This is a genomic window from Mesorhizobium loti CJ3sym (genome assembly GCF_000472785.1).
In the GTDB taxonomy this organism is placed as follows: Bacteria; Pseudomonadota; Alphaproteobacteria; order Rhizobiales; family Rhizobiaceae; genus Mesorhizobium; species Mesorhizobium loti_E.
On sequence record NZ_AXAL01000012.1, the window covers coordinates 91,683 to 114,402 of the forward strand.

Here is a 22,720-nt window from a genome sequence, read left to right on the forward strand (position 1 = left end):
ACGCAAGGCCGGGACCAGCTTGCAATGCCAGGATTGGCCCTGTATCGGGGGTTTCGGATGGAATATGGCAAGCCTGTGGACAGCTCTGTTCACGCATTAAGGCTAACGGTAACAGATCGTGTTCGGTCAAAGCCGGAATCCTGATCTAAACCAGCGGTTTACCAAGAAACCTTGTGAACAATTTTTGACGGGATATCGCCACGGTGTTACCGCATTTCGGCTTCAATAAGCGATGATTAACCATTAGGATCGATATTCGGATGTGAAAACCACACATCCGTTTGGGCAAATCCGGGGACAAACGGCAGCCTGCAAGGCCTTTTGATTTGAACAGAATCGAACGATTCAAAAACGGGCGTCACGATCACTTGAGCGTCTGGCCGAGATGGCTGGCAGCGTTGATTGTCGCTTTTGGTTTTGTTGCCGCGGCCGCCACCGGCGCCCAGGCCGAAGTTCGTTCGCTGAAGCTCTACCACCTCCATACGCATGAGAAGGCCGAGATCGTCTACAAGCGCAATGGCCGCTACGATCCCGAGGGCCTGCGCAAGATCAACATCATCCTGCGCGACTGGCGCCGCAACGAGCCGACCAAGATGGACCCGCGCCTGCTGGACCTGGTCTGGGAAGCGTATCGGGAAAGCGGCGCCACCGACTATATCCAGGTCGTATGCGGCTACCGCTCGCCGTCGACCAATTCTATGCTGCGCAGCCGCGGCCGGGGTGTCGCCGAGAAGAGCCAGCACATGCTCGGCAAGGCGATGGATTTCTACATTCCCGGCGTGCCGCTGAAGAAGCTGCGCAACATCGGCCTCAAGATGCAGGGTGGTGGCGTCGGCTACTACCCGACCTCGGGTTCGCCATTCGTTCATATGGATGTCGGCAATGTGCGCCACTGGCCCGGCATCAGCCGCCAGGAACTGGTCAGCCTGTTCCCCAATGGCAAGACGCTGCATGTGCCGAGCGACGGCCGGCCGCTGCCCGGCTATGAGCAGGCAATGGCTTCCTACAAGGCGCGCAAGGGTTCGGGCACGCCGAATGTCGAGATGGCTAGTATCGGCGGCGGCAGCAAGAAGTCGGGCGGGTTCCTCTCCGCCTTCTTTGGTGGCGGTGGCGACGACGAGGCCGATGACAGCGCCGACGTCGAGACCGCTTCCGCAGCCCCCGCGCCCAGGGCCAAGAGCCTGAAGCCGGCAGCGACGGCCAAGAGCAGCAACCTGCCGGGCATCGCCATAGTCGCGCCCGAGAATGCGCAGCGTGCCGAAATTCCGCAGGTCGCCGAAGATCAGGCTCCCGAGCCTGAGAAGGATACACCGGAGACGATCATCGCGGCGCTGCCTGCCAAGGAGATTCCGCTGCCCGATTTCGCGCCGCGGCCGAAGGCTGACGTCGGCGCGCAACAGCCTGAGAATGTTCCGTTCGCCACGGCGGATGCGACGGCCACGACCGAACGGGCCGTTGCGATCGCGCAGGCGCCGGCGAACATGCCTTTCGGCAAGGCTGACCCCGTCGCGGTAACAGCGGCTGCAACCGCCGCCGCCGATCCGGCGCAGGTCGCCGTCAACAACATTCCCTTGCCGACATGGCGTCCGACGCTGCCGGCCGAGCTTGCACCGCCGCCCAGCAAGGATGTGCTGATGGCGCTGGCGGAGACGGCCGAACAGGGCAAGACCGCCACCGATGCGTTCGCGGTGCTGCCTTCGGCACGGCCGGAGCCGGCTAAGCCGGACGCCGTCAAGGCGGTGCTCGACGAGGCCAATGCTCAGGTTGGGGCCCAAGTCGGGACCCAGGTCGGCAACGCCGACGAATATCAGGTTGCCTCCCTAGCCGAAGAACCGCGCTCGGCCTTCAACGATCCGTCCTATGTCGATGTTGCGACGCCGCGCCAGGCCGTCGCCGCTCGTCCGGCCGGTTCCGATCCGGCCGCCGCGATCGGCGCCGGCGTGAAGACGACCCGCAAGGAAGCCAGGGCCACCGCGCGCGACCAGAAACCCGGCCCGAGGGCCGTGGTGGTCGCTGCGGCACCTCAGGCCGCCCGCTGGGCGCTGACCAGCGGCGAGGCTGTTGCCACCGTCGCGAGCCCTACAACGGCGCCGGGCTATGCCTATAACATCGTGCATACCGCTCCGAGCGAGGTTTACACGGCCGGCTTCCAGCCGGGCAACCAGATGGCTGACGCCAACCGCTTCACCGGCAACGCCGTCAAGTTCATGTCGGTCGCTCGCTTCCAGACGAAGTAACGAACAGACCAGAAGATTGCTGAAGCCGCGCTGGGCGACCTGTGCGGCTTTTTGCTGTCCTGGCCAAGGGTGGACTCTGCGCCGATCACGCCGGCCTGACATTGCTGTGATCGTGGAACTCGTTGCTGCTGCAAGAGTTTCTCCCCCGTACCTTCAAACCCCGGGGATATCCATGAAGAACACTCTATTGGCATCGGTCATTGCGCTGGCAACCGCTTCGGCGGCCATTGCGCCCTCACAGGCAGAGACCGTTGTCGTCAAGACCGACAATCATATGCATATGCACATGATGAGGAAGCACTGCCACACCAGGGTGGTCACGACCTGGAAGCACCATCACAAGGTGACCAAAGAGGTCAAGGTCTGCAACTGATCAGTCAAAGTCGATTTTGAAAAACCCGGTCGGCGGAAGCTGGCCGGGTTTTTTGTGTGCGCGTGGCAACGCTATTTCTTAAGCTGGCTGGCAGCGCGTGCGAGGGCTTCGATCTCATCCCATTTGCCGGCCTTGACGAGGTCATCGGGCGCCACCCAGGAGCCGCCGACGCAGATGACGTTGGACAGGCTGAGGTAATCGGCGGCGTTCTTGCCGGTGATGCCGCCGGTCGGGCAGAATTTCACGTCGGCGAGCGGTGAGGCGAAAGCCTTCAGCGAAGCGATGCCGCCGGACTGCTCGGCCGGGAAGAATTTCAGGAAGCGCAGGCCGGCCTCGCGCGCGGCCATGATCTCGCCGGGCGTGATGGCGCCGGGCAGCAGCGGAACCTCGCTGTCGGCGGCTGCCGCCAGAAGCTCGCGCGTGATGCCGGGGCTGACGATGAAGCGCGAACCGGCGCTGGCTGCCTCGTCGAACTGCTTGCTGTCCAGAATGGTGCCCGCGCCGATGATGGCTTCCTCGACTTCGGCCGCCACGCGCCGGATCGCTTCCAGCGCGTCGGCGGTCCTCAGCGTGATCTCGATCGCCGGCAGGCCACCACGCGCCAGGGCGCGGGCCAGCGGCACGGCGTTGGCGACATCAGAGATCTTCAGCACCGGGATGACCGGCTGGCCGTTGAGAAGCGACAGGAGTTTTTCGGTCTTGCTGGGCATCTGTCTCTCTCCGTGTCGAGCCATATCGAAGGCGATTTCAACCGATTAGCAGACGCGTGTTTGCCTGTCCACGAAACCGGTCGCGTCGCGATGTCACGCGCCGTCGGACAGTTTACCGGCTCTTCTCCGACAGGGCCATGACAGGCTGCCAAACCCGTTTTGCCTTGAATCGGCTTTTACGAGCGTCTAGTTGCTCTGGCAATGACACCGTCCGCTCCATCCCAGCCCGTCCGCGTCGCCGCGCTCTACCGGTTTGCCCGGCTCGATGCCTTTGACGAACTGCGCGCGCCGCTCGCTGCCTTCTGTTGCGGACGCGGCATCAAGGGCACGCTGCTGCTGGCGCATGAGGGCATCAACGGCACGGTCGCCGGCAGCGAGGCCGCAATCGCCGAGCTGATCGCCTATATCGAAGCCATCGACGGATTGGAGGGCCTCGAGGTCAAGTTCAGCGGTGCCGCGGACATGCCGTTCCACCGCATGAAGGTGCGGCTGAAGCGCGAGATCGTCACCATGGGCGTCGAGGACATCGATCCGGCGACGAGCGCCGGCACCTATGTCGTGCCCGCCGACTGGAACGCGCTGATTTCGCAGCCCGACACGATCGTCATCGACACGCGCAACGCCTACGAGGTTTCGATCGGCACTTTCAAGGGCGCGGTCGATCCGGCGACCGCAAGCTTTCGCGAATTCCCGGCCTGGGTGGAAGCGCATCGGACGGAGCTCGAAGGCCGCAAGGTGGCGATGTTCTGCACCGGCGGCATTCGCTGCGAGAAGGCGACGGCCTACGTAAAATCGCTCGGCTTCGAGGACGTATTCCACCTCAAGGGCGGCATCCTCAAATATCTCGAAGAGGTGCCGGCCGAGCAGAGCCTGTGGCAAGGCGAGTGCTTCGTCTTCGACGAGCGGGTCTCGGTGTCGCACGGCCTCGCCGAGGGCGATGCGGAGCTCTGCCGAGCCTGCCGCCATCCGCTGACGGCAAGCGATCTGATATCGCCCAAATTTGCCGCCGGCATCTCTTGCCCGCATTGTTTTGACGCCCGTACCGACGAGGACCGCCAGCGCTATGCCGAGCGCCAGCGGCAGGTTGAACTTGCGCAAGCCCGGGGCAAGGGGCCGCATATCGGATCCTGATCGAGGGCTAAGGCGCGCGGCAAAGCGGCGCCTGTCATTGCAATGTCAAGTTTTGGGACCTACGTCTTCGGCGTTCGAAACCTGCCCGTTCGGCCGGGCACATGCTGGAGGCACTGAATGTTCGATCCCAAGAAGCTTCTCGACGATCTGCTCGGCTCGCAAATTCCCGGCACCAGCGGCACTGTCCGCGACAAGGCGGGCCAGGCCGTGCAGATGGCCAAGGACAATCCGCTGGCCGCCGGTGCCCTGGCGGCAGTGCTGCTTGGAACAGGTGCTGGCCGCGAAGTGACCGGTGCCGCGGTGAAGCTTGGTGGGTTGGCCGCGATCGGCGGCCTCGCCTACAAGGCCTACCAGAACTACAAGGCCGGCAACGCGCCGGAGCAGGCGTCCGCCGCCGGCGAACCGGAATTGCTGCCGCCGCCCAAGGACACCGCCTTCCACCCGTCGCAGGCCCCGCAGGGCGAGGATGAGTTCACACTGACGCTGGTGCGGGCGATGATCTCGGCGGCCAAGGCTGACGGCCATGTCGACGACGAGGAACGCAAGAAGATTGCCGGCAAGCTCAGCCTGTCGGGGATCGGGTTCGATGCCGAGAAATTCCTGATGGCAGAGCTGGAAAGCCCGCTCGACCTCGACACGCTGGTGGCGGGTGCCCACACCGACGCGCAGAAGCTCGAACTCTATACGGCATCGCGCCTTACCATCGATCCCGACACGCGCGCCGAGCGCGGCTATCTCGACCTGCTCGCCGGCCGGCTTGGCCTGCCGGACGCGCTGGTCGACCATGTCGAGGCGACGGTTTCGGCGGCCAAGGTGCCGGCAACAACGACGGGTACTTCGCCCAATCCGCGCTGGTAGCCTCAGATCGGGACAGCCAGTACTCCCGGCGTTAACCTTTCGTTAACTCAGGAAGCGCATGATTCTACACAGTCGGATCGGCTTTCCTCCTCCCAAGCCCGGTTCAGATCAGGGCGGTCGCCAATGACCGCCCTTTTTGTCGACCCCCTGTCAGAGCTTCCGAAAAACCGATCTGGCTTTTCGAGATCGCGCCCCGGCCGGCCGCTTGCCATCGCTACCGTCATTTGCGATGCCTTCTTCCTGAGCCAAATCCCGAGAAATAAGTCAGGCGCGCGGCGCTGCCGGAGGACAATCATGACAGATCAGAAAACGGCCATCGTCACCGGCGCCGGCACGGGCATCGGCAAGAGTGTTGCCACGGCGCTGCTCAAGGCCGGCTGGAACACAGTGTTCTGCGGCCGCCGCAAGCCGGTGCTGGATGCGGCGATCGCCGAGGCCGGACCGACCGAAGCCAGGGCATTGGCGGTTGCCTGCGACATCAGCAAGGCCGGTGAGGTCGATCATCTGTTCAAGGCGGTGACGGAGGCTTTCGGCCGCGTCGACCTGCTCTTCAACAATGCCGGCATGGGCTACAAGTCGACGCCGATCGACGAGATCCCGGTCGAGGTCTGGAACGATATTGTCGGCGTCAATCTTACCGGTTCGTTCCTGTGTGCGCGTGCCGCCTTCGGCGCCATGCGCAAGCAGCGGCCGATGGGTGGCCGCATCATCAACAACGGCTCGGTGTCGGCCTATGCGCCGCGCCCCGGCTCGGTGCCCTATACGGCGACCAAGCATGCCATTACGGGGCTGACCAAGACGCTGGCGCTCGACGGCCGCCCCTATGATATCGCCTGCGGCCAGATCGATATTGGCAACGCGCTGACCGACATGGCGCAGCCGATGACCGTCGGCGTGCCGCAGGCCAACGGCTCGATATCAGCTGAAGCGGTGATGGACGTCCAGCGCGTTGCCGATGCCGTCGTCCACATGGCCAGCCTGCCGCTCGATGCCAACGTGCTGTTCATGACCGTGATGGCGACCAAGATGCCGTTTGTCGGGCGTGGGTGAGCGGCCGGGACCGGCAGGGCTTTCGTCGACGGCTCATTTGCCTGTCAGCGGCACGCCGGGCTTGAAGAGCAGAATAGGCCTGATCTCGTAGACGGCGGTAGGATTGACGCGGCGAAGGTCGCGGGCGATCGTGATTGCCTCGTCTCTCGTGGCGCAGTCGACAACATAGAGGCCGAGCAACTGCTCCTTGGTCTCGGCGAAGGGCCCGTCGATGATCGTGCCATCGCCCGGGCCGCGCAGCGTGAAGGCATCCTGTGTCGCCCCCAGACGCGCGGACGGTCCAAGCGCGCCTTCCTCATGAAGCCGGATGTTGATCTTCAGCAACTCGGCCATCAGTGCCGCGTCTTCCCGCGGGGTCAGCGCCTTGATCGCATCTTCCACGTGATAGGCAAGGATTGCATAGAACATCTAAGGCACCTGCTTCGATCCTGATCCAGGAAGCGTAGCCGTTCCCGACGTGCACGCCCAGCCCGGGCCATGCGTCCTCCGGACGGCTCATGACACCATTATTGCCGCCAGCCGCGACCATCAGGAAAGAGATGGCCGGACCGTTCCGAGCCTCACTTGGCCAGGAACGCCCCGATCCGCTCCAGCGCTCGCAAAATGTTCTCTTCGGAGTTGGCGTAGGAGAGCCTGATATAGCCTTCGCCGAGAATGCCGAAATCGGGGCCGCCGATCAGCGCCACGCCGGCCTCGTCGAGCAAAGCGGAGGCAAGCTTCTTTGCCTTCCAGCCGGTCTTCGAGACATTGGGGAAGGCGTAGAATGCGCCCTTGGGCGTGATGCAGGAAATGTTGGGCAGAGCGTTCAATCCTTCGACGACGATCTTCCGGCGGCGGTCGAAGGCGCGCATCATTGTGTCGACGTCGTCCTGCGGGCCGTCGATGGCGGCGATGCCGGCGAACTGGCTCGGCGCGTTGACGCAGGACCAGCAATTGACCGCCAGCTTGCGCACCTTGTCGTAGAGATGGGCGCCCTTGTCACCATTCGGCCAGATCGACCAGCCCATGCGCCAGCCGGTCATCGCCCAGGTCTTCGACCAGCCGTTGAGCACGATCAGCCGGTCGCGGATTTCAGGGTAGGCGAGCAGCGAGCAATGCGTCTCGCCGTCATAGGTCATGACGTCATAGATCTCGTCGGAGAGGATGGCGACATCAGGGTGCTTCTCCAGCCCCTTGACCAGCTTTTCGATCTCGGCGCGCGGCGTCACGCCGCCGGTCGGATTGGCTGGCGAGTTGAGGATCAGCAGCCTGGTCTTGGAGGTGATCAGCGCCAGTGTTTCCTCGGCAGAGAAGGCAAAGCCGTTTTCCTCGCGCATCGGCACTGGGATGGGCGCCGCACCGGTGAATTCGATCATCGAGCGGTAGATGGGAAAGCCGGGATCCGGATAGAGGATCTCGGCGCCGGGTTCGCCGAACATCAGGATGGCGGCAAACATGGTCGGCTTGCCACCGGGCAGGATCATCACGGTCTCGGGTGAGACTTCGACGCCGGTGGTCGTCAGCGTGCGGCGCACCACCGCCTCGCGCGTCGCCAGAAGGCCGTTGGCCGGCGTGTAGCCGTGATGGCCGTCACGCAGCGCCTTGATCGCGGCTTCCACGATGTGTTGAGGCGTTTTGAAGTCGGGCTGGCCGATGCCGAGATTGACGATGTCGCGGCCTTGGCTCGCCAATGCGGTCGCCCGCGCCAGCACCGCGAACGCATTTTCCTCGCCGAGACGATCGAAGGCCGAAATCGTGTGGAGCATTTTTCCCGTCCGTGTGGTTCTTACTGTTGGGTCATGTTTTTGTGAGCTTCGGCCCGCAAAAGTCAAACGGATTGGAGTTTTTGGTGTCCGAAAATCTCAAGGATTGGCAACCGCGTCCGCGACCCGAGCGCAAGGCGATCGACGGCCGATATGTCCGGCTTGAACCGCTGAGCGCCACAAAGCACGGCGATGGCCTCTATGAAGCGTCTTCAGTGTCCGATGTCGACGGCCGCTTCGCCTGGCTGCCAGACTATCCGCCGGAAACCCGTGCAGCCTTCCAGCCATGGCTGGACAAGGTCGAGGCCAGCGAGGATCCGCTGTTCTTCGCCACCATCGACAAGGCAAGCGGCAAGGTCGCCGGACGCCAGACGCTGATGCGCATCGACCCCGCCTACGGCGTCATCGAGATCGGCAACATCTATTGGGGGCCGCTGATCTCGCGCAAGCCGGCGGCGACGGAAGCGCAGTTCCTGTTCATGAGATACATCTTCGATGAGCTCGGCTACCGTCGCTACGAATGGAAGTGCAACAACCGTAACGAGCCGTCGAAGCGGGCGGCGGAACGCTTCGGTTTCAAGTCCGAGGGCATTTTCCGCCAGCACCTCATCGTCAAGGGTGAAAACCGCGACACCGCATGGTATTCGATCATTGACAAGGAATGGCCGGCTCTGCGCAAGGCCTATGAGGCGTGGCTCGATCCGGCCAATTTCGACGGTGCCGGCCAGCAGAAGCGACGGCTCGAGGATTGTCGCGCGGAATTCGGCGCTTAAGTCCGGCTTGAGGCGCATAACAGGAGTTGCCATTGGCCGACACCCACGATCATAGCGCGCATGACCATGATGGCGCCGGCCATGTGCATGGCTCGACCGACAAGAAGCGCGTGCTGATCGCGGCCTGCCTGACGGCGGGCTTCATGGTGGCGGAGGCGCTTGGCGGTCTCTTCACCGGGTCGCTGGCGCTGCTGGCCGATGCCGGTCACATGCTTGCCGACGCGATCGCGCTCGGCCTTGCCTGGTATGCTTTCCATCTTGCGGGACGGCCGGCGACCGGCCGCCTCACCTATGGCTTTGGCCGGGTCAAGACCTTGGTGGCCTATACCAACGGCGTTGCGATCTTCATCATCGCGCTGTGGATCGTCTATGAAGCCTGGGGACGTCTTGAAGCGCCGGCGCCGGTGCTGGGCGGACCGATGCTGGTGGTGGCGATCCTCGGCCTGCTGGTCAATATCGGCTCGTTCCTGGTGCTGCATGGCGGCGACCACGAAAGCCTGAACATGCGCGGCGCCATCCTGCATGTGCTTGGCGACCTGCTTGGCTCGGCGGCGGCAATCGTGGCCGCACTGGTGATCCTTGCCACCGGCTGGACGCCAATCGACCCGATCCTGTCGGTGCTGGTCTCGCTGCTGATCCTGTCGACGGCCTGGTCGCTGATGCGCGCCGCGGCCCATGTCCTGCTCGAGGGCGTGCCGCCAAGCCTCGACCGCGACCTGGTCGCCAAGGACCTGGAAACGACGGTTACTGGCGTGCGCGAGATACACCACATGCATGTCTGGTCGATTGACGGCTCAAGCAACATGGCGACGCTGCATGCCTGCCTCGACGAGGGCGTCGATGCGCATCAGGCAGTCAGCGCCATCAAGAAGCGGCTTGCCAGCGAGCACGGCATCAGCCATGCCACCGTGGAACCGGAATTCGACCAATGCGCCGATGACGGCGACGACCATGAGCATGAGCATGATGCGGCTGCGCATCACGGCCACCATCATTAGGCCCGATCGATGACCATTGATCGGACCTGCCTCAGGAGTTCTCCAGCTTTGAAACCCAACCCGATGAACGACCGCCGCCCCGGTGCGGCATGATGGACCGCGAGACGCGCAATGCGGCCATCGCGGCGGTCTGGATCATGCTGCTGTTCGGCATTGCCGCATTCTACCTGCCGACCGTGATGCTGGCACTCGGCAGTTTTTCGACCGTGCTGGCGGGTATCTTCGGCATTGTCTTCGTGCTGGCGTTTTTCCTCGTGTTCTGGCTGCGCGCGCGCACCCAGCGCAAAAATCAGGGCAAGTAAGGAATATCTGACATGCGCATTCTGATCACTGGCGCCGCAGGCATGGTCGGCCGCAAACTCATCGCCCGGCTGGCCAAGGACGGCACGCTGCGTGGGGCGAAGATCACCGCGCTCGATTTGCATGACATCGTGCCGCCGCAGGCGCCGGCCATGGACGGCGTCAGCGTCAGCATTCACACCGGCGACCTCGCCGAGGCAAATGCGGCTGAAAGCCTGGTCGCGTCACGCCCCGATGTCGTCTTCCATCTCGCCGGCATCGTGTCGGGCGAGGCGGAAGCGAATTTCGATCTCGGCTACCGCGTCAATCTCGACAGCACGCGCGCCCTGTTCGATGCCATAAGGCTGGCCGGCTTTGCGCCGCGCGTGGTCTTCACCTCGTCGATCGCGGTGTTCGGCGCGCCGTTCCCGGATGTCATCCCGGATGAATTCCATCCGACACCGCTGACCTCCTATGGCACGCAGAAGCAGATGAGCGAGGCGCTGCTGGCCGACTATTCCAGGCGCGGCTTCTTCGACGGCATCGGCATCCGGCTGCCGACGATCTGCGTGCGGCCCGGCAAGCCAAACAAGGCGGCCTCCGGCTTCTTCTCCGGCATCATCCGCGAACCGTTGAGCGGCCATGAGGCGATCCTGCCGGTGTCGCGCTCGGTCGTGCACACCCATGCCAGCCCGCGCTCGGCGGTGAATTTTCTGATCCATGCAGCCGGGATCGACGGCGCCGCCGTCGGGCCGCGCCGCAATCTGACTATGCCGGGTGTCGCCGTCACCGTCGGCGAGCAGATCGAGGCGCTGGAGCGCATTGCCGGGCCGAATGCGGTAAGCCTGATCCGCGAGGAGCCGGACGAGACGATCTGGGCAATCGTCAAAGGCTGGCCGACCCGGTTCGAAGCGCGACGGTCAAGGGATCTTGGCTTCAGCGCCGAGAAAAGCTTTGACGAGATCATCCGCGCGCATATCGAGGATGAGCTGGGTGGCAAGATTCCCAGTTAGAGGTCTGTGGAGCCCACCCGTTTGATCGGGATGGGCCAGGCCTAGACGCTGCCCGTCAGGCTCGCCGACAGCAGCAACAATCCGAACAGGAAGACGAAGGCGGCGCCGCCGATCTCGACGATCGAGTGGATGCGATTGCCCATGCGGCCGTCGCCGGCGAAATACACGGCCCAGTTCTTGGCTGTTACGGCAAGCGTTGCCAGCGCCGAGACGGTGATGGCGGTGCCCAGCGACATCGCCAGCACCGACAGCAGGCCGCCGAGCCAGAGCCCGTTGAGCAGCGCGAAGCTGAGCACGATCAACGCGCCGGAGCAGGGGCGGATGCCGACGGCTGCGACCGCCGACCAGGCGGTGCGCCAGTCGAAGCGATCGCCCGACAGCAGCGCCGGATCCGGCGCATGCGAATGGCCGCAGGTTTCGCAGACCTCGCCATCTGCATGATCGTGATGCGCATGGTCATGTGCGCCGTGATCATGGGGGGCATGATCATGTGCAGCATGATCGTGGTGGTGATCATGTGCGCCATGGTCGTGATGATCGTGCGAATGGTCATGCACATGGTCGTCATGAACCTGCAGCGCATGCGAATGGGCATGCGCCGAATGGTTGTGGGCTGCGTGCGAATGGCCAGCGTGGGAATGACCCGCATGAGAATGACCGGCATGGGCCGCCGACAGGCTGTAGGCGGGAGCCCTGCCAAACAGGCGCAGAACGGACGGGCCGAGTTTGCGCCATAAGAGCCAGGCGCCGAACAGCGTGACGAGGGCAAAGCTCATGATCTCCATGAACCAGGCCGCGTCGGTCATCGAGATGGTGGTGCCGCGCAGGACGAAATAGGCGAGCAGCATGACAACGATCGCCGTCAGGCCCTGCAGCAGGGCCGAGACGAAGGACAACAGGATGCCGCGCCGCAGCGCCACTTCATTGGCGACCATGTAGGACGAGATCACCGCCTTGCCGTGGCCGGGGCCGGCGGCATGGAAAATGCCGTAAGCGAAGGACAGGCCGATGAGGATCCAGATCTTGCCGCCATCCTGGCGCATCGCCTTCATGGCGCCGGCAAGGGCGCGGTAGAATTCCTGCTGCCGCAGGTTGATCCACATCAGGATGTGGGCGAACGGACCGGTGGTTGGCGCCATGCCGTCATTGACGCCGATGCCGAGCGAGGATTGGGCGTGCGCGGCGTTGGCGAAATGCATCGCGGCAAAGGTGAGGGCCAACAGGCCGAGTGCCAAACGCAGGGACGGTTTCGTCACCGGGGTCATCCTTCTGGCTGACAGGTCAGTTCGAGCTTGGTGGCAAAGATCTTGCTCATGTCTGTGCCCGTCGGGTCGTTGAAGAAGGCATCCGTCAGGGTCTTCTGGTTTTCCTTGATGGCCTCATCCGGGTCCGGACGGATGACCTTGCTGGTGCAATTCGATGGCAGGCCTTCGACCGTGATGTTGGAATCCTCGGTGAAGTCGATCGCCGTGTAGAAGGTCGGGTCATAGACGCCGATGTCGATCGTGCCGGTCAGCTTGATCGGCACCTTGGGTTCGGATTCGAACAGAATGATCAACTGGTCGTTGTCGAAATTGGCCATCAAATGCGGCGGAGGCGTCATCGTCACGTCCTTGCCGTTTTGCGTGACGAGCTGGAAATAGTTGAACTCGGCCAGCGAGGCATGAACGGTGTCGGCGACATCCTTCAGCTCCTTGTCGTCAAGCTTCAGGTCGGAGTTCTTGTCGAACTCCATCATCACCGTACTCGAAAACAGGTCGTCGAAGCGCCAGAGATGGCGCAGCGCTTTCACACTTTGGTGATCCGGGGAGAGGATCACGTCGAGGCGGGCCTCGGCGAAGACGTGTGGATGCACGTAAGCAGGTTCCGTGGCGGCGAAAACCGCCGCCAGGGCCGAAGCCAGCATGATTGCGTGCCGTTTCAGGTGCATTCCCGGTCGCGATTCCCTTGGGCCTCGGAGAGATATCGAGAGGAACCAGAAAGGGGGCGAAATTGGGACCGGGACATGGCTGGAACAGGTCAAGCGACCTCGCGCGTCCTGAACCATTGCACCAGGAAGTCGACGAAAACACGGACCTTGGCCGGCAGATAGCGGCGGTGCGGGTAGACGGCGAAGATGCCGCCGCCGGACAGGATGCGGTCGTCGAGCACCGTCACCAGCGCACCACTCTTGAGATCGGGCGCCGCGATGAAATCCGGCAGGATGCAAAATCCAAGGCCCGCCACGGAAGCAGCGCGTGCCGCCATCGGGCTGTTGACCTCGATCGGACCCGACACGGCGACGCTCAGCTGATCGTTGTTGTCGCCCTTGAACGCCCAGTTGTTCAGCCCGCGGCCATTGGTGTCGACGATACAGGGCATGTGGCCGAGGTCCTGCGGCCGTGTCGGCATGCCGTGCTTGGCGATCAGTTCAGGAGAAGCGCAAAGCTTGATCGAGAATGGCGCCAGCCGCCTGGCGATCAGCGACGAATTCTCCAGCCGCGAGATGCGCACCGCGAGGTCGAAACCTTCCTCGACTAGGTCGACGAAGCGGTCGTCGAGCTGGATGTCGAGCACGATGTCGGGATGCTGCTTGGCGAAGTCGATCAGCGACTGGCCGATCGGTGCGTCGGCGAAGGTGCGCGGCGCCGACAGCTTGATCCGGCCGCGCACGTCGCCGGAGGATTCGCGCACCGCATCGGCCAGGCTGTCGACCTCACGCACGATCTCCGAGGCGCGCCGGTAATAGGTGTGGCCGGCCTCGGTCATCGAGAACTGGCGCGTGGTGCGGTTGAGCAGCAGCGCGCCGAGCTCATCTTCCAGTTCGCGCACATACTTTGACAGCAACGCCTTGGAGCGGCCGATCTTGCGCGCTGCCGCCGAAAAGCCCTCGGCCTCGACGACGTCGATGAAGGCGCGCATGCGGGTCAGTGTGTCCATGGTTCAGGCCTTTGCTGCGTCGAGAAGTCTTCGGCCGAGCCGTATCAGGGCAATGTCGCTGCCGGAAGGGCCAAGCAGCGACAGGCCGAACGGTGCGCCGGCGACCGAACCGATGGGCAAGGTGATCTGTGGAAAACCGGAGAGCCCGGCCAGGCACAGAAGATGCAGGGCCCGCTCGCGATAGGCCTGGAACTGTTCCGGCGTACTGTCGAGATAGGGTGCTGGGCCCGGCACCGTCGGCAGGACAAGGACGCCGTCCCTGCCGAGCAAGGCGCTCAGTTCGCCGCGAAAGGTCAGGCGACGAACCTTTTCGGCTTGCACTGTGCGGTCATCGACGGCACGGCCAAAGCCGAAACGCTCCTCGACGCCGGGGCCAAGGTCGCGCTCGCCGCTGGTGATCCATTCGCCGTGCACGCCCCAGGCCTCCCTGGCCTGCAACCGGCGAAAGCACCAGTAGAGTTCATCAGGAGAAGAGCTGAAGCGTGTCGTTGGTGTTGCCAGTGCGCCGCAAACCCTACCTGCCAGCGCCTTCATCCCGGCATATTCGGCAAGGGCGGGGCGAGCGACCATCTCGTCCAGCCAGGTGATCGACAGGGGGCGGTCGAGGGCGTGCTGGTGCGGGTCGCGGCCAAGCAGCAGCTTGCCGACGGTCTCGTAGGTCTCGATGTCGTCGGCGAACCAGCCGAACGTGTCGAAGCTCGGCGCCAGCTTCATGGCTCCATCAAGCGAAATGCGGCCATGCGTGGTGCGCAGGCCAATCAGCCCGCAAAAGCTCGCCGGCGCGCGGATCGAGCCGCCCGTGTCGGAGCCGGTAGCAATGTCTGCCAGCCTGCCCGCGACCGCCGCCGCAGATCCGGAAGACGAGCCGCCGGTGACGCGGTCTGGTGCCGCCGGGTTCAGCGGAAACGGAAAATGCGCGTTCTGGCCATACAGCGCAAAGGCAAGCTCGTCGGTCTGTGTCTTGCCGACAAAGCGCGCGCCGGCATCGAGAATCATCTGCACGGCGGGTGCGGTGCGCGAGGCGGCATGGCTTTCGGCGAATTTCACAGGATTGCCGCAACCGGTGCGGTAGCCGGCAACGTCATAGATGTCCTTGACTGCGAGGCGCAGGCCGGCGAGCGGGCCGAGCTCGGCATGTGCCACCGGCATCTGGCGAAGATCGAGAAAGGCGTTGAAGGGGCCGTGCGTGCCTGTCATCGTTCGATATCCGAATACGGTTGTGCCTACATTGTTCGATGCCAGAAATTTTACAACCGGAGATACGATTTTTATTGATTGTGACGGCAACCAGCCATATATCGCGCTTGCCCAAAGTCGCACGTGCCTGTGGGTGTCCGCCGATCCTCGAATGGTGAGGGAAATCGGTAAGGTAACTGGAGCCAACCCCTCCAGTCGGTCTAGCGGCCAACCGCCAGCCCGAGGACACCTTGAAGCAACGACGGTGCGGGCCTTTCTGGTTCTCTTCCGGTTGTCCAAAGACCGGGGTTACTAAAGAGGCACACCTTCATTGCCGGCAGTGCGGAACGGGGTTCTCCCAATCCAAGCCAAGGCAGACAAAGCGAACCGAAGCCGGGCAAGGCCAAGGTTCATCGCCGCGAGACGGCGCTTCATGGTTCCGGGGTCTCCACCGGCTGGTTCCATGGATTTCCGTCCCGCCTTTGTTTGACCGCGTGTTCGCGAGGCCGACAGCCCGCGTACGCACCCTTGTGCGCGCCGAAAGGCGTGTTGGAGAATTCCGATGGCTACACAGCGCATCCTCGACTTCCTCGCCACCCGACGTCCGTCCGGCCCCTGCCTCGTCGTCGACCTCGATGTCGTGCGCGACAATTTCCGCGCCTTCGAGAAGGCGCTGCCCGATTCCAAGATCTACTATGCGGTGAAAGCAAACCCGGCGCCGGAAATCCTGCGCCTGCTTGCTGCGATGGGCTCGTCCTTCGACACCGCTTCCGTTGCCGAAGTCGAGATGGCGATGGACGCCGGTGCGCCCGCGGACCGCATCTCCTTCGGCAACACCATCAAGAAGGAGCGTGACATTGCACGCGCCTACCAGCTCGGCATCCGGCTGTTCGCGGTCGATTGCGTCGAAGAGGTCGACAAGATCGCCCGCGTCGCTCCCGGGGCGCGTGTGTTCTGCCGCGTGCTGACCGACGGTGAAGGTGCCGAATGGCCGCTGTCGCGCAAGTTCGGCTGCGTGCCTGATATGGCTGTCGACGTGCTGCGCCATGCCAAAGGCCTCGGCCTCGACGCCTATGGCGTGTCGTTCCATGTCGGCTCGCAGCAGACCGACCTGACCGCCTGGGACCGTGCGCTGGCCGACGCCAAGAAGGTGTTTTCGACGCTGGCCGAGGAAGGCATCGTCTTGAAGATGGTCAATATGGGCGGCGGTTTCCCGACGCGATACCTGCGTGACGTGCCGGCGGCCCAGGCCTATGGCCAGGCGATCTTCTCGGCGCTGCGCAAGCATTTCGGCAATGCCATTCCGGAAACCATCATCGAGCCGGGTCGTGGCATGGTCGGCAATGCCGGCGTCATCAAGTCGGAAGTCGTGCTGATCTCGAAGAAGGCCGCCAACGACAATGTGCGCTGGGTGTTCCTCGACATCGGCAAGTTCGGCGGCCTGGCCGAGACGATGGACGAGGCGATCCGCTATCCCCTCGTCACCCGCCATGACGGCACCGAGACCGCGCCTTGCGTGCTCGCCGGCCCGACCTGCGATTCGGCCGACGTGATGTACGAGAAGACGCCATATCCGCTGCCCTTGTCGCTGACCATCGGCGACGAGGTGCTGATCGAAGGCACCGGCGCCTACACGACCACCTACTCGGCGGTCGCGTTCAACGGCTTCGAGCCTCTCCGATCCTACGTGATCTGACGGTTCGAAAGAACCGATCAGATCATCCCAGGTGGGCGCCTGTCGCCCGCTTGGGCTCGCCTGTGGAACAAGCTCCGCTCGTGAAGGATCGCGGAAATGGAAATGTCAGTTGAAATCGTAGCTCATGCGCCGGCCTTCACAATGGTCGCCGAAACCGTTGCCGACGTCGCGGCGCGCGAAGCCTTGCTCGATCGTGCCATGGGGCCGAAGCGCAAGACCAAATCGTCGGAGAAGTTGCGGCGTGGCCGCCGGCCCTCGGAAGGCCTGGCCTTTGTCGCGCGCGACGCATCGGGCGGCGTCGCCGGCACGGTGCGGCTGTGGGACGTCAGGCTGGGCGAGGGCGGTCCGGCAGCGCTGCTGCTTGGCCCTCTCGCAGTCGATCCGTCGCTCAAGAATGCCGGCATCGGCTCGGCGCTGATGCGCCATGCCATCGCGGAAGCCGCGCGTCTCGGTCACGCGGCCATCCTGCTGGTTGGCGATGCGCCCTATTACGGACGCTTCGGATTCTCGGCCGCCAAAACTGGTTCGCTGGCGATGCCGGGGCCTTATGAGCGCCACCGCCTGCTGGCGCTGGAACTGGCGGACGGCGCGCTTGATGGCGTGCACGGCACGTTGAAGGCTTCAGGCCGCAAGCTGAAGACACAGGCGCGGACGCTGGCCGCCTGAAACCCCTATTGCCGTTCAAATGAAAACGCCGCCCCGAAAAGGCGGCGTTTTTTGTAACATCTAGGCGGGTTGCTCAGCCGATCAACTGGCTGAGCGCCATGGCGACCGTCATGTCGCCTTCGACCTTTATCTTGCCGGTCATGAACGCCATGGTCGGGTTCAAGTCGCCAGCGATCAGCGAATCGAGATCGTCGAGCGAAAGCTTGATGGTGCAGTCGGTGGGGGCGTCTGATGTCGAGACGCTTGCGCCGTCGATGACGATGACGCCGTCGCTGCCGGTGTCGAACTTCACGGAACGATCGAACCCGCTGCTGGCCACACGCGACTTGATCTTCTCGGCAATCTCCTGAACGCTCACGCTGTTCTCCTGGTTTGTTGCATCTTCTGGTTTATTATATCTGGCGCGCTACGGCACCCCGATCCTGTCGAAGTCCATGCCGCATGGCGATCACGGTCGCTGCCGCATATAGCTTTGGGTTGACGTTTACGTCAACGCGAATCCTGGAAGCTGGTTCCTATCGTCGCACCGGGGCAACCTGCGGGATCACCGGTGCCGGGTGGGTGCGGGTTGGTTCAATGCGCGCTGACCGGCGTTGCAGCCTCAGGCGTCTCAGGCTTCTCGGGCGCCTTCGGGCTGGAATCCTGCCGGCGGCGCAGCCAGTTGTCGCGGATCTCGTCCTTGCTCAGGAAATTGATCTGGTCGACCAGAACCTCATGCACAAGGGTTGCGCCGACGCGGGCATTGATGGTGTCGCGGATCGCGGCGCGAAAGGCATCGAGGTCGATCGAGCCCTTCTTGCTGAAGTCGATCTGGGGATTGGAATAAAGATAGGTGTAGACCTGATCGGTGATCAGCGCCTCGGCCGGGATCGACAGTTTCTTTATCTGCTCCGGCTCGACGGTGTAGACCAGCTTGGCCAGGAAGTAGCCGTTGATCCCGGAATCGCGGATCAGAGGCACCGAAATGATGTCGGTCTTGACGTAATCGAGCCCGCCCAGCATCGGTTTGGGTTTCTCACCAACGCCGCGATCGCCGGCGGCCTGGAACGAATAGAAGACCGCGCCGAGCGTGGCGGCGCAGACCCAGACCGCGATGGCGATGACCTTGATCACAGAGATATCGAGCGTGAGATCATTTGCGTCTAGCCTTGCGCCCGGCCGAACTCGCCGGCGGAGTAGGTGCCGTCGGTCTCGGCGCGCTGGATGGCGCTGCGCAGCAGATTGGCGACCTCGTTGACGGCGCTCAGATGCGCCAGGATGGCGGCCTCGTTCTTCGCCAGCTTCTGGCGCAGCCGGGTCAGGCCTTCGCGGTGCTGCTCGACGAACTCGGCCTCGGCGCCGCCCTTCATGGCGCGGTTCAATTCATAGAGATAGCGGCTCTTGCGGGCGTTCGACGCCTTGAGGTCGTAGCTGGTGTCGTTGCGGATCCCGGCGGTCTCTTCCTCGACCACCTCCTCGATGCGGCCGATGATGGCGGCGAGGTTGCCCGGCCGCGCGAACTGGATCGGTGTTTCCGATTCCGTCGTGCGTGCCGGCAGGTTGGGTGTGAATTCCGAATTGTCGGCCATGGCGTTTCCCAGTTTAGATCTTGATGTCTGTTTTTATCGTTGTCTCGTCGCCGGTCATCGACCTGGCGGCCTTGCGCTGCAGCTCCTGGACGAGCGAGGTGGACAGACGGGTCTGCTGATCGACCTCGGTCTTTTCCGGTCCGTTTGAAATCGGACCGATCGGCACCTTGCGCTTACCGTCCATATAGTGGTCGGCGAGCATCGATTTGGCGATGCCGATGCCGCCGCGCTCGGCCATGACGTCGGCAACGCGCTCGGCGAGCTGCGATTTCCACATGTCGCCGGCAAGCCCGGTGCCATAGACACCCTCGGTGTCCTTAGGCAGCATGTTCTGGATGAAGGTCTGCAAGACCATCGCCTCGAACTTCTTGAATTTCTTGGCCGGATCGGCTGTCGCCGCCGCTTTGTCAGCCGTGGCGCGCGAGAGGATCGAGCCGGCATCGACGGACGCCGCGGTGTCGACCGAGAATGTCCCGGCGGCACCACCCGCGCGCTTTGTCAGCGCGGCGCGGGCAGCCTCTATATCCATAGGATCGGCAGCTTGGGCGACATCCATAACGATGTCGCTGGGTGGAGAAATCGCCAAGAAAGTCCGCCTTTTGCCGGGGTTCCTTGGCCAGACCATGCCTCAACAAGCTTGTGGCAGGCTTGCGGGGGAGAGAAAGCTCGAGACGGTAGCCTGTTCATGGCTATGTCTCATTGGCTGCTACCGGGCTTGGCAGTCGAACGACGACCTTCAGTCCGCCTAGCGCAGCTTTGCCAAGATTGAGATCTCCGCCGTACAGCTCTGCGAGTTCCCTGGTGATCGACATTCCAAACCCGTGACCGACGACGGTCTCGTCGAGCTTCTTGCCGGCCTGCAGAACGTCCTCGATTTTCTCCACGCTTATGCCAGGTCCGTCATCGGCGACTTCTATCGAGACCTGGGTGCCGTCATTGCGACCTCTGATGGAGATCGTGCTCGCAGCCCATTTGAAGGCATTGTCCAGTATGTTGCCCAGCATCTCATCGAGATCCTGCGGTTCGCAGGCGGCGGCAAGGGTCTCGGGCACATCGACCGCCACGCTCAACCCGCGCTCAGCGTTGATTTTTGAAAGAACAATATTCAAGTCCAGAACGCGCGGCCTGATCGCGGTGCTGACGTGGGCGGGTCCATTCAGGGCCGCAGCGCGCGCTCGCCCAAGGTGATGTCGAATGCGCTCCTGCATCTCGCCAACAAGCCTCAGACGCTCGGTATCGCGTCCGTTCCTGCTGCCGGCGAGAGACAACGATAAAGCCGCGAGTGGCGTGTTAAGCGCGTGGCCAAGGTTCGAGACGTGACCGCGGGCACGCCTCATGCCTTCGGCGTTTTGCTTGATCAGTGAGTTCAGCTCGTTCACCAACCCACTCAATTCCCTGGGTTGATTGCCTTCGATGTGGGTGGCGCGGCCTGCGCGAACATCCTCCAGGCCTTTCGTCACGCGCTTGAGGGGCCGAAGACCCAGTCGCATCTGCAAGACGCTTGCAGCCGCGAGCAGCATCCCCAGTGCCAGCATCGCCAAAATGACGGGTGCCAGCGCATCGCGAAGTGGCCGAACCAGCGCATGCGCGGGTGCGGAAGCCGTAATTGTTATCCATGTACCGTTCATCGGCACGACCTGAACGCGCAGATAAAGCGGCTCGCCTCGTGGGCCGACCCCGTTGAACGGGCGAGGGCGCTCATTGGCGTCCAGCGGCCCGTCATGCCATCCACCCCACCAGTGGTCTGAACCACCATTGATGATATCGCCGCCATTAAGCGAAGCCGAACGATAGGTGTGGCCATCGACCGTCGCCGTCCAGTACCAGCCGGCACCGGGCCGGTCGAATGGCGGCGGATCGTTCAGCGCCAGGAGATCGGGCAATGATGGCTTGTTTTCCAGCGCACTCGTTACGGCACCGATTTGCGTATCGAGGCGCTGGTCGATCTGGTCGCGGATGAACCGCGAAAGAACGATCCCTGTGCTGATGCCCGTGGCGATCAAAGCCGCCATAACCAGGACGGCGGATCCCAACGCCAGCCGCGCCGCAATGGATTTCGGTGCCAATCGCCGAAAGCGACCAAGCGGGTTCATGGCGCCGATACCAGACGATAGCCCCGGCCACGCTCCGTCGCGATCATGTCATGCCCGATCTTTCGGCGAAGCCTGGCAATGATCACTTCGATCGAGTTCGAATCGACGTCGGCATCACCTTCATAGACACGTTCGACAAGGTTGGACCGATCGATTGTCGTATCCTTGCGCAGGATGAGACATTGCAGGACACGCCATTCCAGCGCCGTGAGCTTGAGCGGCAGCCCGTCCTTTTCAAACGTCCCGAGCTGCGCGTCAAAGCTCAATGGGCCGCAGCTGATTTGCGGGGCTGCATGGCCTGCCGCGCGCCGTACAAGAGCTCGCAACCGAATGACAAGTTCCTCGATCCGGAATGGTTTGGTCATGTAGTCGTCGGCACCGGCCTTGAAGCCCTCGACCTTTTGCGACCATCCATCGCGCGCGGTGAGGATCAGGACCGGCATCGTCCGGTTCGCCTTGCGCCATGAGGTGAGCACGCTGATTCCGTCGACTTTGGGCAGACCAAGGTCGAGCACAGCCGCGTCATAGGCTTCCGTGTCACCAAGATGCATGCCGTCTTCACCGTTACGCGCCACATCGACAGCAAAGTTCTCCGATCGGAGCGCCTTGGCGATACCGTCGGAAAGCGTCTTGTCGTCTTCTATGAGCAGGATGCGCATGTGTTGGACCGTATCCCTTCTGGCGTGCCGGATAGGCGCTCCAGCTTAACTCAACCTGAACGGCTCGGTTCAGTTTCGGTTCGACCTGCTCGGCTAGAAATGCGGTGTCTACAACGCACAAAAGGATTTTTAGGAATGTCGAACCAAGACAATATTGGACCCGCAAGCCCGACGGAAACCAGCGGTGTTGAAACCACCCGACCGTCCAAGCGCCGGCTCGGCGCTAGAATCATCGGCGGCTCGGCGCTGGTGGGCATGCTGCTGGTTGGCGCGGTGGCGGGTGCCGTCGCCATGAAGGTATCGCACCACGATGAACGTCAGGCACTGCTCCCGCCCGTCGCCATCAACGCCATGGCCGATGACAGCCTCGTCGCGGTAAAGGGCAAAGTCGCCGAGATATTCGGCAACAAGTTCATCATTTCCGACAGCACAGGCCGAACACTGGTCGACGTTGGGCCTGGAGGTAGCAATGCAGCACTTGTGGCGCAAAACGAGGAGGTGACGGTGCAAGGCCGCTTCGACGACGGCTTCGTTCATGCCGGGATGGTGATCCATGGCGACGGCCGCGTCGATGAGCTACGGCCGCCACATCCGCACGGCCCGCGTCATGGCTGGCGTGATTTCGGACCGGACGCGCGTGGGCCCGGCCCGGGCGATGACGCACCGCCTCCACCTAAGGCTTGAGCGCAATCACGGTCAGATCGACAAGGCTGCTCCGGATGAAGCCGGGGCTGCCTTGCCGCACGGCGCCGATATCTGAACAGATAGAGGTGCTGGTT

At 63.1% G+C, this 22,720-nt stretch carries 25 protein-coding genes; 12 read left to right on the forward strand and 13 right to left on the reverse strand.

Annotated features, from left to right (window positions below; all coding sequences use genetic code 11):
• Positions 1-398: 398 nt before the first annotated feature.
• Both A3A9_RS0118040 and A3A9_RS0118045 read left to right on the forward strand, forming a co-directional pair.
• Complete coding sequence (locus A3A9_RS0118040; protein ID WP_245279066.1) at positions 399-2,237, forward strand: DUF882 domain-containing protein; 1,839 nt, start codon at positions 399-401, stop codon at positions 2,235-2,237.
• A gap of 172 nt (positions 2,238-2,409) precedes the next feature.
• Entirely contained in the window at positions 2,410-2,610 is a 201-nt protein-coding gene (locus A3A9_RS0118045; protein ID WP_027060026.1) for a hypothetical protein, read from the forward strand.
• A gap of 71 nt (positions 2,611-2,681) precedes the next feature.
• On the opposite strand, the gene A3A9_RS0118050 is transcribed toward A3A9_RS0118045, so the two are convergent.
• Positions 2,682-3,320, reverse strand: coding sequence for a 2-dehydro-3-deoxy-phosphogluconate aldolase (locus A3A9_RS0118050; protein ID WP_027060027.1), 639 nt, complete (start codon positions 3,318-3,320; stop codon positions 2,682-2,684).
• Between the two features lie 201 nt (positions 3,321-3,521).
• On the opposite strand from A3A9_RS0118050, the gene A3A9_RS0118055 reads away from it, so the two are divergent.
• From A3A9_RS0118055 to A3A9_RS0118065, 3 genes are all read left to right on the forward strand, one after another.
• The gene (locus tag A3A9_RS0118055) at positions 3,522-4,451 is read left to right on the forward strand and encodes a rhodanese-related sulfurtransferase (RefSeq protein ID WP_027060028.1); all 930 of its coding nucleotides are present in this window, start codon (positions 3,522-3,524) and stop codon (positions 4,449-4,451) included.
• A gap of 117 nt (positions 4,452-4,568) precedes the next feature.
• Positions 4,569-5,309 (forward strand): tellurite resistance TerB family protein, encoded by a 741-nt coding sequence (locus A3A9_RS0118060; protein WP_027060029.1) that lies wholly within the window; start codon positions 4,569-4,571, stop codon positions 5,307-5,309.
• A 294-nt stretch (positions 5,310-5,603) separates the two neighbouring features.
• Entirely contained in the window at positions 5,604-6,359 is a 756-nt protein-coding gene (locus A3A9_RS0118065; protein ID WP_027060030.1) for an SDR family oxidoreductase, read from the forward strand.
• Between the two features lie 33 nt (positions 6,360-6,392).
• On the opposite strand, the gene A3A9_RS0118070 is transcribed toward A3A9_RS0118065, so the two are convergent.
• Both A3A9_RS0118070 and A3A9_RS0118075 read right to left on the reverse strand, forming a co-directional pair.
• A complete protein-coding gene (locus A3A9_RS0118070) occupies positions 6,393-6,767 on the reverse strand; it encodes a YciI family protein (protein ID WP_027060031.1) in 375 nt (124 codons plus the stop codon).
• 152 nt (positions 6,768-6,919) lie between these two features.
• The gene (locus A3A9_RS0118075; RefSeq protein ID WP_027060032.1) at positions 6,920-8,104 is read right to left on the reverse strand and encodes a pyridoxal phosphate-dependent aminotransferase; all 1,185 of its coding nucleotides are present in this window, start codon (positions 8,102-8,104) and stop codon (positions 6,920-6,922) included.
• Positions 8,105-8,187: 83 nt separating this feature from the next.
• Here A3A9_RS0118075 and A3A9_RS0118080 point away from each other — a divergent pair, with 83 nt between their 5' ends.
• From A3A9_RS0118080 to denD, 4 genes are all read left to right on the forward strand, one after another.
• A complete protein-coding gene (locus A3A9_RS0118080) occupies positions 8,188-8,874 on the forward strand; it encodes a GNAT family N-acetyltransferase (RefSeq protein ID WP_027060033.1) in 687 nt (228 codons plus the stop codon).
• Positions 8,875-8,906: 32 nt separating this feature from the next.
• Positions 8,907-9,872 (forward strand): cation diffusion facilitator family transporter, encoded by a 966-nt coding sequence (locus A3A9_RS0118085; protein ID WP_027060034.1) that lies wholly within the window; start codon positions 8,907-8,909, stop codon positions 9,870-9,872.
• An 89-nt stretch (positions 9,873-9,961) separates the two neighbouring features.
• Complete coding sequence (locus tag A3A9_RS0118090; protein WP_027060035.1) at positions 9,962-10,174, forward strand: hypothetical protein; 213 nt, start codon at positions 9,962-9,964, stop codon at positions 10,172-10,174.
• Positions 10,175-10,186: 12 nt separating this feature from the next.
• Positions 10,187-11,164: a D-erythronate dehydrogenase gene (gene denD / locus A3A9_RS0118095; protein ID WP_027060036.1), complete on the forward strand. Its 978-nt coding sequence runs from the start codon at positions 10,187-10,189 to the stop codon at positions 11,162-11,164.
• 41 nt (positions 11,165-11,205) lie between these two features.
• On the opposite strand, the gene A3A9_RS0118100 is transcribed toward denD, so the two are convergent.
• The 4 genes from A3A9_RS0118100 to A3A9_RS0118115 form a co-directional block, all read right to left on the reverse strand.
• Entirely contained in the window at positions 11,206-12,429 is a 1,224-nt protein-coding gene (locus A3A9_RS0118100) for a nickel/cobalt transporter (protein WP_027060037.1), read from the reverse strand.
• A complete protein-coding gene (locus A3A9_RS0118105) occupies positions 12,426-13,094 on the reverse strand; it encodes a DUF1007 family protein (RefSeq protein WP_027060038.1) in 669 nt (222 codons plus the stop codon). Before A3A9_RS0118105 ends, A3A9_RS0118100 begins: the two co-directional genes overlap by 4 nt.
• 89 nt (positions 13,095-13,183) lie before the next feature.
• Positions 13,184-14,083, reverse strand: a complete 900-nt coding sequence (locus tag A3A9_RS0118110) for a LysR family transcriptional regulator (protein ID WP_027060039.1) — start codon at positions 14,081-14,083, stop codon at positions 13,184-13,186.
• Positions 14,084-14,086: 3 nt separating this feature from the next.
• A complete protein-coding gene (locus A3A9_RS0118115; protein ID WP_027060040.1) occupies positions 14,087-15,280 on the reverse strand; it encodes an amidase in 1,194 nt (397 codons plus the stop codon).
• A 541-nt stretch (positions 15,281-15,821) separates the two neighbouring features.
• Here A3A9_RS0118115 and odc2 point away from each other — a divergent pair.
• A complete protein-coding gene (gene odc2, locus A3A9_RS0118120; RefSeq protein ID WP_027060041.1) occupies positions 15,822-16,955 on the forward strand; it encodes an ornithine/lysine decarboxylase in 1,134 nt (377 codons plus the stop codon).
• Between the two features lie 96 nt (positions 16,956-17,051).
• A complete protein-coding gene (locus A3A9_RS0118125) occupies positions 17,052-17,621 on the forward strand; it encodes a GNAT family N-acetyltransferase (protein WP_027060042.1) in 570 nt (189 codons plus the stop codon).
• 73 nt (positions 17,622-17,694) lie between these two features.
• On the opposite strand, the gene A3A9_RS0118130 is transcribed toward A3A9_RS0118125, so the two are convergent.
• From A3A9_RS0118130 to A3A9_RS0118155, 6 genes are all read right to left on the reverse strand, one after another.
• Positions 17,695-17,979, reverse strand: a complete 285-nt coding sequence (locus A3A9_RS0118130; RefSeq protein WP_027060043.1) for an SCP2 sterol-binding domain-containing protein — start codon at positions 17,977-17,979, stop codon at positions 17,695-17,697.
• Positions 17,980-18,194: 215 nt separating this feature from the next.
• Positions 18,195-18,734, reverse strand: a complete 540-nt coding sequence (locus tag A3A9_RS0118135; protein ID WP_027060044.1) for a hypothetical protein — start codon at positions 18,732-18,734, stop codon at positions 18,195-18,197.
• A gap of 29 nt (positions 18,735-18,763) precedes the next feature.
• Complete coding sequence (locus tag A3A9_RS0118140; protein WP_027030856.1) at positions 18,764-19,189, reverse strand: hypothetical protein; 426 nt, start codon at positions 19,187-19,189, stop codon at positions 18,764-18,766.
• 13 nt (positions 19,190-19,202) lie between these two features.
• Positions 19,203-19,814, reverse strand: a complete 612-nt coding sequence (locus A3A9_RS0118145; protein ID WP_027060045.1) for a rod-binding protein — start codon at positions 19,812-19,814, stop codon at positions 19,203-19,205.
• 64 nt (positions 19,815-19,878) lie between these two features.
• The gene (locus A3A9_RS0118150; protein WP_063827782.1) at positions 19,879-21,282 is read right to left on the reverse strand and encodes an ATP-binding protein; all 1,404 of its coding nucleotides are present in this window, start codon (positions 21,280-21,282) and stop codon (positions 19,879-19,881) included.
• On the reverse strand, positions 21,279-21,941 hold the full coding sequence (locus tag A3A9_RS0118155; RefSeq protein WP_027060047.1) for a response regulator: 663 nt from the start codon (positions 21,939-21,941) through the stop codon (positions 21,279-21,281). The genes A3A9_RS0118150 and A3A9_RS0118155 overlap by 4 nt, the downstream gene beginning before the upstream one ends.
• Positions 21,942-22,076: 135 nt before the next feature.
• Between A3A9_RS0118155 and A3A9_RS39060 the strand changes: the two genes are divergently transcribed.
• Entirely contained in the window at positions 22,077-22,625 is a 549-nt protein-coding gene (locus A3A9_RS39060) for a hypothetical protein (RefSeq protein ID WP_051371003.1), read from the forward strand.
• Positions 22,626-22,720: the final 95 nt, after the last annotated feature.

What these genes read in the sequence shown, in the direction of transcription:
- A3A9_RS0118105 (WP_027060038.1), bottom strand. Translation starts at nt 13,094, where the DNA reads ATGCACCTGAAACGGCACGCAATCATGCTGGCTTCGGCCCTGGCGGCG.
- A3A9_RS0118145 (WP_027060045.1), bottom strand. Translation starts at nt 19,814, where the DNA reads ATGGTCTGGCCAAGGAACCCCGGCAAAAGGCGGACTTTCTTGGCGATT.
- A3A9_RS0118055 (WP_027060028.1), top strand. Translation starts at nt 3,522, where the DNA reads ATGACACCGTCCGCTCCATCCCAGCCCGTCCGCGTCGCCGCGCTCTAC.
- A3A9_RS0118065 (WP_027060030.1), top strand. Translation starts at nt 5,604, where the DNA reads ATGACAGATCAGAAAACGGCCATCGTCACCGGCGCCGGCACGGGCATC.
- A3A9_RS0118150 (WP_063827782.1), bottom strand. Translation starts at nt 21,282, where the DNA reads ATGAACCCGCTTGGTCGCTTTCGGCGATTGGCACCGAAATCCATTGCG.
- A3A9_RS0118110 (WP_027060039.1), bottom strand. Translation starts at nt 14,083, where the DNA reads ATGGACACACTGACCCGCATGCGCGCCTTCATCGACGTCGTCGAGGCC.
- denD (WP_027060036.1), top strand. Translation starts at nt 10,187, where the DNA reads ATGCGCATTCTGATCACTGGCGCCGCAGGCATGGTCGGCCGCAAACTC.
- A3A9_RS0118050 (WP_027060027.1), bottom strand. Translation starts at nt 3,320, where the DNA reads ATGCCCAGCAAGACCGAAAAACTCCTGTCGCTTCTCAACGGCCAGCCG.
- A3A9_RS0118115 (WP_027060040.1), bottom strand. Translation starts at nt 15,280, where the DNA reads ATGACAGGCACGCACGGCCCCTTCAACGCCTTTCTCGATCTTCGCCAG.
- A3A9_RS0118155 (WP_027060047.1), bottom strand. Translation starts at nt 21,941, where the DNA reads ATGCGCATCCTGCTCATAGAAGACGACAAGACGCTTTCCGACGGTATC.
- A3A9_RS39060 (WP_051371003.1), top strand. Translation starts at nt 22,077, where the DNA reads ATGTCGAACCAAGACAATATTGGACCCGCAAGCCCGACGGAAACCAGC.
- A3A9_RS0118090 (WP_027060035.1), top strand. Translation starts at nt 9,962, where the DNA reads ATGATGGACCGCGAGACGCGCAATGCGGCCATCGCGGCGGTCTGGATC.
- A3A9_RS0118140 (WP_027030856.1), bottom strand. Translation starts at nt 19,189, where the DNA reads ATGGCCGACAATTCGGAATTCACACCCAACCTGCCGGCACGCACGACG.
- A3A9_RS0118125 (WP_027060042.1), top strand. Translation starts at nt 17,052, where the DNA reads ATGGAAATGTCAGTTGAAATCGTAGCTCATGCGCCGGCCTTCACAATG.
- A3A9_RS0118100 (WP_027060037.1), bottom strand. Translation starts at nt 12,429, where the DNA reads ATGACCCCGGTGACGAAACCGTCCCTGCGTTTGGCACTCGGCCTGTTG.
- A3A9_RS0118070 (WP_027060031.1), bottom strand. Translation starts at nt 6,767, where the DNA reads ATGTTCTATGCAATCCTTGCCTATCACGTGGAAGATGCGATCAAGGCG.
- A3A9_RS0118060 (WP_027060029.1), top strand. Translation starts at nt 4,569, where the DNA reads ATGTTCGATCCCAAGAAGCTTCTCGACGATCTGCTCGGCTCGCAAATT.
- A3A9_RS0118075 (WP_027060032.1), bottom strand. Translation starts at nt 8,104, where the DNA reads ATGCTCCACACGATTTCGGCCTTCGATCGTCTCGGCGAGGAAAATGCG.
- A3A9_RS0118045 (WP_027060026.1), top strand. Translation starts at nt 2,410, where the DNA reads ATGAAGAACACTCTATTGGCATCGGTCATTGCGCTGGCAACCGCTTCG.
- odc2 (WP_027060041.1), top strand. Translation starts at nt 15,822, where the DNA reads ATGGCTACACAGCGCATCCTCGACTTCCTCGCCACCCGACGTCCGTCC.